Genomic DNA, 10371 nt, shown 5'->3' on the forward strand with positions numbered 1-10371 from the left:
TACGCGGTTGAACTGAAAAACAGCAACAGTAAAACTTAACTGTCTAAATCTCAAGAATTATGATGGGGCCACATGTACTTGATTTCATTCCTCAACCGCGTAAGTCCTATTATATACTAAAAGAGAAAAGAGAAGAAAAATGACCTGTTACATAGCAGATTCAGCAGTTTTTATAATGGGTAACTGCGACCTGGACAGTTCCCTGATAATTACCGTCCCTTCGGTTGCGGATGAATTGAAAAGCAGGGACGCAGAGCTTCGTTTTGACCTTGCAAAAGAAGGGGGGTTACGTGTGGAATGGCCAGATCCCGAAATGGTAAAAGAAGTCCGAAAAATGGCTGAGCATACCCGGGACTCCGAAGAACTCTCAAAAACGGATCTCGAAATCCTTGCAAAAGCTCTTGAATACAGGGACAGGGGCATATTGCTTACGGACGATTATGCAGTCCAGAACGTTGCCGTGCAGCTTGGGATCCAGGTTAAGCCAATTGCCCAGAAGAAAATTAAGGATATTATTATCTGGCAAAAGCAGTGTATAGGCTGCAGAAAAACTTTTGACAAAGGGGATATCTGCCCTATATGCGGTTCTGCCCTTAAGAAAAAGAGGAAAAAAAGCAGAAAAGAAAAGAGTCATCTTTGAGCTGAAGAAAAAGATATAATGCTTGATAATGTAATAGTGTCTTTAATTGAGAGAATGTACATTTCAATATAGTTTTCCAGGCAGTATTCCAGGCAGTATTGTGAATAAATTTATAAAATGTGCCGAAAAATACGGCCAGATAAAAATTCAGGTGGGAATGGAGGCATGAAGAATATAGAAGATTTAATCCAGAAAGCTGTGGAACTGCAAAGCAACGGGCTTGTAACCGGCCAGATTGCCGACGAACTTAACGTTTCAAGGGAAACGGTTACCTGGCTTTTAACCCGTTCAAAAAAAGAAGTAGCAGCCCCCGCTCCGAAGGATATTTCCGTAAACTGGAGCAGTATAGGAAAAAGTGCTACGCGGCTCCACTACATCTCGCTTGCGCTCTGCGACATGGTGCTTGAGACTCTGGAAAAAACAAACGCAGAAGTCGACGTGGTTGTCGGTGTCGCCGCCAGCGGCATCCCCCTGGCAAGCATGATGGCAAATGAACTGGGAGCTGACTTTGCCCTCTATCATTCCCGTAAAGGACAGGACGTAGTCCAGCCAGGCCAGAAAGGAACAATAAGCAGGAACTTCGGAAGCGTTGCCGGCAAAAACTGTGTAATCGTGGACGACGTTATCACCACAGGTTCCACAACAATGGAAGTTATCGAGCAGCTTCGGGAAATGGGTGCAAAGCCGAGGGTTGTAGTGGTTCTTGTAGACAAGAAAGGTGCGGATATGATCGCTAACGTCCCGATCCAGTCGCTTGTAAGGATTGTGCGCGTGGACTAAAGACAAAAAAGTAAAGTGAAGAGTAACTTATTTAAATAGAACGTTTTCTGCAGGAAATGGGATACAAAGTTTGCCTTTGTATCCTTTCTAAGTCCTTCCTTTTTTACGACATATGACCATAACTATAGTGACAAGCGTCATGATAGTAAGTTTTCTGAAAATCTACTAACTCAAGAAGATGTAAAGGTTTACTTTTATCCTATATTAATTCCAGAGACAGACCTTTAATTGCAACCATTTTATGAATCAGAGATAAATATCATTTTTCAGCATAAGAAAGACAGTTATATTTTAAGAGTCTCCTTAATTTTCTCTACAGTTATTCCTCTATTATTCATTAATCCTTCAACATAGTCATCTTTATCACACCTACAAAAAACAGGAAGTTCAATTCTGAATTTCTTTACAAGTCTTCCCAATTTTGATACTGGTAAGCTTTCTAACAGTTCACGCTTTGTAACTTTTCTACCAATGTTTAATGTGCCACCTACAATTTTAATATACTCATCAATTGACATCGTTTTCATAGATTGGTTACATGAAGCACATATTGGTCTGAAATTGGAAATGTTATCACTACCACCTTTAGCACGTGCTTTATTATGACCAACATGAAAGTTTTTGTAATAAATTGTATCTCCACAGCAGTAACATTTTCCTTCATATGATTTTTTATTATACTTTTCCCAAACCAACAATCGCGTATTTTTATCGATTGGTCTTCTTTTTTCCATTAAAATCCCCTAAGATAGATTGTCATTCAACTTTTATAAGATTTTTTGTTCCAGGGTGACAGTATATGAGACAATATCATAAGGCTTAATGTACGAGGAATAAAAATAATGAGAAAAATTGAAGAGAAAGTTCATCTTTCCTGGTTAGAAAAAGGCTTTCCTAAATACCCATTGTTCTTAAAATCTTTGCAATTAAGTAATTTTAAAGTGAAGGTTTAAAAAAGATTATTAAATTACTGTTTTTAGTTATTAAAACAAATATTTTAAAACTACATAGAATTTGAAAAAAAGTATATCGGTTCTTAGGTTCGTCAAATCGCATAAAGGAAGTGAAGAAAAGAGAGGCTTATTAAAGCCCTTTAATGCTGCACCTCTGCGGCTCCTATCTTCTCGGCAAGTTTTGATAACACTTCAGTCCTCATTCCTTCTACGAACTTGATGCTGCCCACGACAAGATGTCCTCCTCCACTGACGCCTGCACCTTTCATTTCTTCCCTGAGTTCCCTGACGATTCTCGGAATGTTCATAAGCACGCCCTTGGAACGGATGACCGCAAAGTCAGGGCCGTATCCGAGGGTTACCACGGGTTTATCCGGATTCCTTTTGGTAAGTACGTCATGAACTTCTCCTGAGGTTTTTCCGGGTGGCGGGAAGGTGAATTTCTGTGCATAGTTTTCAACATCTATCACATTCATGATAGCCCCATTTGCCAGCTTATGAGACTTAACATTAAAGAGGCAGGTTTCAAGCTGTTCCTTTATCATGTTATTTGCCTGTTCGCAGAGCAGGGAAACCAGATTTTTGTGGGTTTCGTGATCCCCGAGATCCAGGATGTCGTCGATAAGACCCTTTCCACTGCTGAATTTCAGCCAGAACTGTTCATAGTCCAGGGCCAGGGCCATTTCTTTCAGCTCTTCAAGGGTATAACGGTCCGAGGCAAGAGAAATGTACCTTCCTGCCTCCGGAGCCTCTGAACGGTCCCCTACTGCCGAAACCGCCGGAAGATGTTTTATCGTATCGCTGATGTCGGGATTGATCATACGAGCAACTTCAGCACAGAGCATTCCGGCAGTAACCCCGAAATCCCCTCCAACATGCGCAGGATTTACGTGCCCTATAAGGTACTGGTCAACAATCTCATCCGGATGGTGATGGTCAATAACAAGCATATTGATTCCGTAAACTCTCGCCTGCCGCATGGAAGGGACGTCTTCTTCGGTTGATCCGTTATCTACAAGGATTACAAGCGGCATCTTCTGCCCGTGCCTGGAAAGATCTTCAAGCGCAAAGGAAATATCCCTCGTAACATCGGCAAGCTCATAAAAAGGAGCTTTGGAAGGAGCACGCTTGTAGAAATAGTATTCCGCATCCGTCCCCCCGATTTCCGTAATAAGGGGAAGGATTGCCCTCTCAATTGCAATTGCCGAGGTAATTCCGTCAGCATCGGCATGATGCCTGAGAATAATCGGGGTTGAATGGAAGATAGCTTTTTTGATTTCTTTGGCGACATGGAGCATTTTCGGTTTAAGCTTCTCCATAATCTCGCTTTCGACAAGGAAAGGAATATCCGCAGGAGACGCCTTTTCGTCAATTACCTTCTCAACCCTGCCCCGGACAGCTGCTTCCTTCTCCCCGGTAAGCAATTTCATGCTCATGACCTCGATCTGGACCTGGTCATCCCGCAGAGTCACTTCTCCGGTCATGGAAACAATCATTCCCACATCAATATGCGGATAGGACCTTTTCCCTGCACTCTCAAAGGCTGCACAGGGGACAAAGCCACCCTCATCGCCAATAGTAAAAATGGTGGGCCCGCTGGTCTGCTTTACCTGGATAACCTCTCCTTCGATTCTAATGAGCCTGCCCTTCATACTGGGGTCTATTTCAGCTGAATTCTTGAGCGGAAGCTCCTTTTCAAGCTCGATAGTTTCGTACTTTTTAAGGGTTTTTGGGATCAGGTCCAGTTTCCCTCCGGTTTTAATGCTTTTTACCAGCACGATCAAAGCATCCCCGACTTCAGGAGGAACTCCGACATTACTGGAGTGCATAAGCCCTCTTACGTGGGGGTTAAGGTCCACAAAAACCCCGAAAGAAGCTTTACTGCTTACTATCCCGTGGTAAAGTTTTCCTGCCTCCACATCCTTGAGATCGCAGGATTCGTCAAGGGCATAAACATATTGAGAACGAGCACAGGAATCGCATATTTCTTCCTCGGGATCACTGGGATTCTCAATGCGTTCTCCACAAACCTTACATGTATATATCTTCCCGAGTCCCTCGCAGGTTCCACAGGGAGTGGTTACTTCAATACTTCCGGTACCCTTACATTTCGCACATGCTGCGCCATTTTTCAAAAAATTGTCAAGATTTTTTTCTGACATTTTCATGAAATCAATTGATTTGGATTTACCTTTACCCTTACATTGAGGGCAGATCTCAGTTGAAACAACTTCATAGCCACGTCCGTGGCAGTCTGGACATTCCTTACTCATTAATATCAACACCGATGGTTCTTCCGAACCTGCGTTTTCTTGCTCTGCTGTTTGCGGCTCAGAACAAATTCCTGAACCTTATAGCGTTTATTGTTCATTTTGTTATCTCTGATTTTGTTAGCTCTGAAATACACTGATCTAACTATGCGGCCGTATCCAGGCCAGAAATCATATCATCCTGGTCCTTTCTTTCCCTGTCAACTCACTTTTTCCCGGTTTTGTATTTTCTATGTTTCAGGTATAAGTATTTTCAGAGATAACTATTTATCAGAATGAATCTCTGAACAGCCTCTTCATATTTTCATAACAATCAGGTATCTGCATGTCTGACATTTATTTATTATCTGATTTATTCTCAGATATCGCCCAAAAATCTGAAAAACCGAAGTCTTATGGAGAATCCTGGGATAGAAAGTAATAATAAGTAAGAATATAGTTTTTCAGATATTTAGAGAGTACATAGTGCAAAACTTTTGAATTATGAATGCTTACTTTACAGAAACTTTTAGTATTAATTCTCTGAACATAGAATACTTAATTATTATTAAATCTAATTTAAAGATTAATGAATAAGAGGTCACAAAAATTATGAGTGTCTTTGCCAGCCAATTTGCCAGCCCATTATATCTTCCTGTATTATTAGTTGTAATATTAATACTCTCACAATCAATAAAAATGGTTAACGAATATGAGAGAGTAGTCATCTTTAGGCTGGGCCGCCTGAGTGGTGTAAAGGGTCCCGGGATTTTCCTGATTATCCCGATTGTTGATAAAGCTATGAAAATAGATCTGAGAGTTGTTGCAATCGATGTACCCAAGCAGGCCGTAATTACCAAGGATAACGTCACGGTTGAAGTGGATGCTGTTGTTTATTATAAGGTCGTGGAACCTGGAGCTGCCATAACTCAGGTCGAAAATTATATGTTTGCAACCTCTACCCTTTCACAGACTACCCTGAGAGACGTTATGGGCCAGATGGAGCTTGATGAGCTGCTTTCGGAAAGAGAAAGTATTAACAAGCAAATTCAGGAGCTTCTGGACGCGTATACTGATCCGTGGGGAATCAAGGTTACAGGGGTTACAATCAGGGATGTCTCCCTGCCCGAAACAATGAAGCGAGCAATTGCCAAACAGGCTGAAGCCGAAAGGGAAAAACGTGCCAGAATCATCCTTGCGGAAGGAGAGTTTCAGGCTGCCCAGAAAATGAAAGAGGCCGCTTCCCTCTATGAGGGAACACCCACAGCAATCAAACTGAGGGAACTTCAAACTTTAGCCGAGATTGCGAGGGAAAAGAATCTCATAGTAGTTACACAGACCCAATCGGTTGAAACCGGAAATATAGCTGCTATATCCAGGGCTCTTTCCGAAAGAAAAGGACAATGAAGGCAGAAAGGGTTAAAAGAAGGGATGATAATTGCAAAAAAAAACTGAAGGAAAGGGATAAACAAGAAAGGACCGATAAACATGCCTGTACAAAGGGCTCCCCATTTCCTCTTTATTTTCTTCCTGTGCTTCATTTTCACAGCCGTTCTCGTACCCTCTGCGGGCGCCGGACCTCAGGAGAAAGTGCTCGTGCTGGAAATATCCGAAGCTATCACTCCGGCCTCAGACGATATTATAGCGGATGCAATAGAAAAAGCTGAAAACGAAAACTTTGAGGTTCTCGTAATCAGCCTTGATACCCCAGGAGGAGGGCTGGACGAAACCCAGGTAATCATAAGGACAATTGAGAACGCAAGTGTGCCAGTTATCGGGTATGTGCCCGAGAGCGGGAAAGCCTGGTCAGCAGGCACTCTCATCCTTATGGGAACGGATATTGCTGCAATGGCGCCCTTCACGGTTATCGGATCAGCCCAGCCCGTTCAGATGTCGGCAGAAGGAACAAAACCCATAGAAGACGAAAAAATAATAAACGCCCTTGTCAAGTTTTCGGTTGCAACGGCCAGTAAGCACGGTAGGAACGAGACATTTGCAGAAGAGGTCATAACAAAAAACAAAAATCTTGACGCGCAGGAAGCCCTGGAAACCGGAGTAATAGAATATGTAGCTTCTTCTATCCCGAACCTGCTGGCACAGACTGACGGGCAGCAGGTAAAGGGAAAAACCCTGCAAACCGAAGATGCAGGGATAGAAAATTACGAACCTCCCCTTCCTCTTTCCTTTTTAGGGCTCATCTCAAACCCGATTATTTCCTCCCTTCTTCTGACCATCGGGCTCTATGGAATAATTTTCGGAATTTCAAGCCCTGGGGTCGGGGCAGAAGTTTTAGGGATCATTTCAATCGTACTCGGATTGATAGGTACAGGTTTTGATATTAATATAGCAGCAGTCTTCCTCATCCTTGTAGGGGTAGGGCTCCTTATTCTTGAAATCAGCTCCCCCGGATTTGGTATCATGGGGCTTGCCGGGCTAATAAGCCTCACAATAGGGAGCCTGCTCCTTATACCCATGGGAAGCGAAAATATTTACACTCCAGAATTCCGCAGGCTTCTTGCCCTTACAGTTGTTGCCCCCACGATTGTTTTCGGCCTGTTCCTGGTTTTTGCAGTATATAAAGTAACCGAGATAAGAAAGAAAAAGCCGGTCATTGGAGAATTCATAGGGGAGACTGCCCAGACCATAGATCTCCTGGAGCCCGGAAAAACAGGATATGTCCGTTATAAAGGCGAATACTGGAAAGCTCGCTCGGAAAAGGAAATCAAACCGAAAGTAGAGGTCGAAATCACTGGAAAAGTAAGGGAAGTGCTCTTAGTGAAGAGAAAAATCTAATTATTCCCTATTCTTCAGCTCAATTTCTTTTTAATTTTTACTTTAATAACGGGTTACTAATTTCAGGGTTTAAGTCCAGGGCTTAACCTCATCTGAGCAATTTTCGCTAAAGCCTTTTTAAAAAGGCTTTATTTGCTTCTTATTTTTTCGAGGACTTTTTGTTTCTTTTCAATAGCTTCAAGTGCGGCTTTATCAATTGCTGCTCTCATTTCTTCAAAATCCCTGGGATTCTCTTCGCCGTGGACTTTTTTCACAGGTGTGTAGGCAGATTCCCTGAATCTCGGTACGAAGTCCCTGAGCTCGCCATTTACGAAAATTTCAGCCCCGCTCCCTTCTTCAACGCGCCCGATAACATCAATTTTAATACCTGCAGCCCTGACAGTATCAAGGATCTCATCAACATATGCAGGCGGGACAATTACGAGCAGGGCATCGAGAGAGACTCCCAGGTAATCGATTTTCAGGCGCTCAAGCATTGAAAGCACTTTGGGGTTCACAAGAGCCCTTATCTTTTCCTCTTCAAAGACAAGTTTTACACCTGCAGTTTTTGAGATTTCCTTGGCATCGCCCCGAATTCCACCATTAGTAACATCAGTCATCGAATGGACTTTTTTATGCAGCTCAGATTGCAACAGGACTTCGCAGGCCTCCAGGAAACGGATATTAATAGTTTCTTCCACAACCTCATGCATGCCGTAGTAAAGCGCAGTTGTAGAAACCGTACCCCCGCCTGCCCCTTCGGTCATAAGGATAAGGTCTCCCTCTTCTGTCCGGTTCCGCGAGGTAAGCGAAGAAGTTATGCCTACAGCCCCAACGCCTCCTGTCATGCGTTCACCTATGACCATGTCCCCGCCGATTCGAAGCGTGCTTCCCGTAATAAGAGGTATTCCGGTAAGTTCAGAGACCGTGGTTATGCCTGCAATATGGTCGAAGATCTTTGCGACATCTCCGTCGTCTGCTACGTGAATGTCGGAAAGCATTGCCAGGGGGCGGGCTCCCATAGAATACACATCACGCAGAGCTGCCCGAGCTACATGAAAGCCCGACAGAAAAGCAAAGTCGCTCAGGCGAGAGTGAATACCGTCAATAGTGACCACCAGGTAGTCTTCACCTATTTTGACAACCCCTGAGTCGTCAAGCTGGGAGCTGTCCACAACTGCGCCTGTCTTACCTATGACTTCCCCGAGTTTGGAGTGGACGTAAAAGTCCCCTGTGCCCCTGGAGCCCACTCCGAACTCTCCCATTGAAACACCTGAGAGAGTAGGGCTTAACACATCTCCTTCCACATCAAGTGTTGCTTTTGCTTCGCAAACGACCGCAGCCGCTATCTCATGAGCCCTTTCCGGGCTTATGTGCTTAATTTCAAGAATTCTTGAAGCCAGCTTTGCCTCAAGCCCTGCTTCGTTTGAAGGGTTCTCCCTGAGAGCCCGTTTTGCATAGCCTTCTATATCCATAGTAACCATCTCTTGCAGATTTTTCTGCCCTAAAAGGTGTGCAGGGCAGGATCGTTTGGCATTCAAGTATCAATCTATTGATTTCAGGTAGTCTGTTGATTTCAGACGATTTAGTAAAGTGCTATCAATCAGAAATTATTCATCCCGGGAGTCAGAATTCAATTATCCTGGGAATCAGAATTCAATTATCCGAAAAAATGAAAAAATAAACTTCAAGCACAAGGGAAAATTCCCTGATAAACCCTGTCAGCACATTTCTACGAAGTTTTTCAGAATTTTCAACCCTATAGTTCCACTTTTCTCAGGGTGGAACTGGGTGCCCATCACATTGCCTTTCGAGTTTACGACAGAAGCTGAGAAATCCAGCCCGTAATTGCAGGCTGCAAGGGTGTTTTCAGACGCTGTGTCCACGTAATAGGAATGTACGAAATATACGAAAGAGTTGTCAGGAATACCTTCAAACAGAGGGTGATCCTGCTTGATTTTAAGATTGTTCCAGCCAATGTGAGGTACCTTCAACTCGGATTTCGGAAAGCGCAGCACCTTGCCAGAAATAAGGTCAAGCCCGTCAGTCAGCTTTCCCTCCTCAGAAGAGCTCATGAGAACCTGCTGTCCGAGGCAGATCCCGAGCATCGGCTTGCCTGACCGTGCGTACTCTTCTATAATCCCTTTAATGGGGGCAAGGCACTTCATCGCATCCACAAAAGCGCCGACCCCCGGGAGGATTAAACCGTCTGCTGCAAGAATCTCCTCAGGGTCCCCGGAGATTGCGGGACTGGATCCGACGTGTTCGAGCCCCTTTTGAACACTGCGGAGGTTTCCAAGCCCGTAATCGAGAATCGCAATTCGTTTCATAGTTCTAACAAACAAAGTTAAGATAGATTAACTTTACGAGCAAGGGAAAGGACATCGGTAAAACAATTGAAGGACAGCATGAAATTAATTGAAAGAGAGAGGAAATGAGATGAAAAATAAGAGAAAAATAAGAGAAAAATAAGAGAAAAAATATAGGGGCCTGTAGATCCTTTGAGTTAAGACCTGCCAGCAGGAAGACTGTAAGAGCTGTTCTCCCTTTCAAACATCACCTTGTATTTGCCACAACGTATGCATTCATAGCGTTTTTCGAGCACTGTTGGCAAAAAACACAATGCTCCGCTTTTTCGCTTCCATTTATGCAGTCCAAAAAAACACAAGAAACTACGGTCACGGTCCGATTCGCCTGATTCATCAGAACATTCTTGAGTCAAAAAACTGTTTCTCCTCGTTTCTGATTTTTAAGGTTATTCTACAACAGTAAGAAGAGTATGGGCAAAAGAACTATATAAATATATAGTTTTGATAGAAAATATCAAGAGGTTATGTTATAGAAAGTAATACCCGATTAAAAATCAAATTGCGGGCGGCCACCCCACCCTAAAGGATGGGGTATGCTTCGGGCCGCCCGCCCGGTTACTTAGGGACAGATGATTAAGTATCCTTTAACAAGGTTTCCTTATAACATA

Annotated in this window: 8 protein-coding genes; 4 read left to right on the forward strand and 4 right to left on the reverse strand. The window is 43.4% G+C overall.

The window, feature by feature from the left end; all coding sequences use genetic code 11:
- Positions 1–139: 139 nt before the first annotated feature.
- Both ACPK8D_RS07890 and ACPK8D_RS07895 read left to right on the forward strand, forming a co-directional pair.
- Complete coding sequence (locus tag ACPK8D_RS07890; RefSeq protein WP_424717309.1) at positions 140–640, forward strand: NOB1 family endonuclease; 501 nt, start codon at positions 140–142, stop codon at positions 638–640.
- A gap of 165 nt (positions 641–805) precedes the next feature.
- Positions 806–1420: an orotate phosphoribosyltransferase-like protein gene (locus tag ACPK8D_RS07895; protein WP_424717310.1), complete on the forward strand. Its 615-nt coding sequence runs from the start codon at positions 806–808 to the stop codon at positions 1418–1420.
- 284 nt (positions 1421–1704) lie between these two features.
- Here the strand turns inward: ACPK8D_RS07895 and ACPK8D_RS07900 are convergent, their stop codons facing one another.
- Together ACPK8D_RS07900 and ACPK8D_RS07905 are read right to left on the reverse strand one after the other, a co-directional pair.
- On the reverse strand, positions 1705–2154 hold the full coding sequence (locus tag ACPK8D_RS07900; protein WP_424717311.1) for an HNH endonuclease: 450 nt from the start codon (positions 2152–2154) through the stop codon (positions 1705–1707).
- A 359-nt stretch (positions 2155–2513) separates the two neighbouring features.
- Positions 2514–4646 carry a DHH family phosphoesterase gene (locus ACPK8D_RS07905; RefSeq protein WP_424717312.1) on the reverse strand — a complete coding sequence of 711 codons (2133 nt, stop codon included), beginning with the start codon at positions 4644–4646 and terminating at the stop codon, positions 2514–2516.
- A 588-nt stretch (positions 4647–5234) separates the two neighbouring features.
- Between ACPK8D_RS07905 and ACPK8D_RS07910 the strand changes: the two genes are divergently transcribed.
- The gene (locus ACPK8D_RS07910) at positions 5235–6029 is read left to right on the forward strand and encodes a slipin family protein (protein ID WP_424717313.1); all 795 of its coding nucleotides are present in this window, start codon (positions 5235–5237) and stop codon (positions 6027–6029) included.
- Between the two features lie 81 nt (positions 6030–6110).
- Positions 6111–7415, forward strand: a complete 1305-nt coding sequence (locus ACPK8D_RS07915; RefSeq protein ID WP_424717314.1) for an NfeD family protein — start codon at positions 6111–6113, stop codon at positions 7413–7415.
- A 128-nt stretch (positions 7416–7543) separates the two neighbouring features.
- Here ACPK8D_RS07915 and ACPK8D_RS07920 read toward each other — a convergent pair whose 3' ends face one another.
- Positions 7544–8869, reverse strand: a complete 1326-nt coding sequence (locus ACPK8D_RS07920; RefSeq protein ID WP_424717316.1) for an AIR synthase-related protein — start codon at positions 8867–8869, stop codon at positions 7544–7546.
- A gap of 246 nt (positions 8870–9115) precedes the next feature.
- Positions 9116–9724, reverse strand: a complete 609-nt coding sequence (gene hisH / locus ACPK8D_RS07925) for an imidazole glycerol phosphate synthase subunit HisH (RefSeq protein WP_424717315.1) — start codon at positions 9722–9724, stop codon at positions 9116–9118.
- Positions 9725–10371 lie beyond the last annotated feature (647 nt).

Origin of the sequence: Methanosarcina sp. (assembly GCF_049706645.1) — an archaeon.
Classification (GTDB): domain Archaea; phylum Halobacteriota; class Methanosarcinia; order Methanosarcinales; family Methanosarcinaceae; genus Methanosarcina.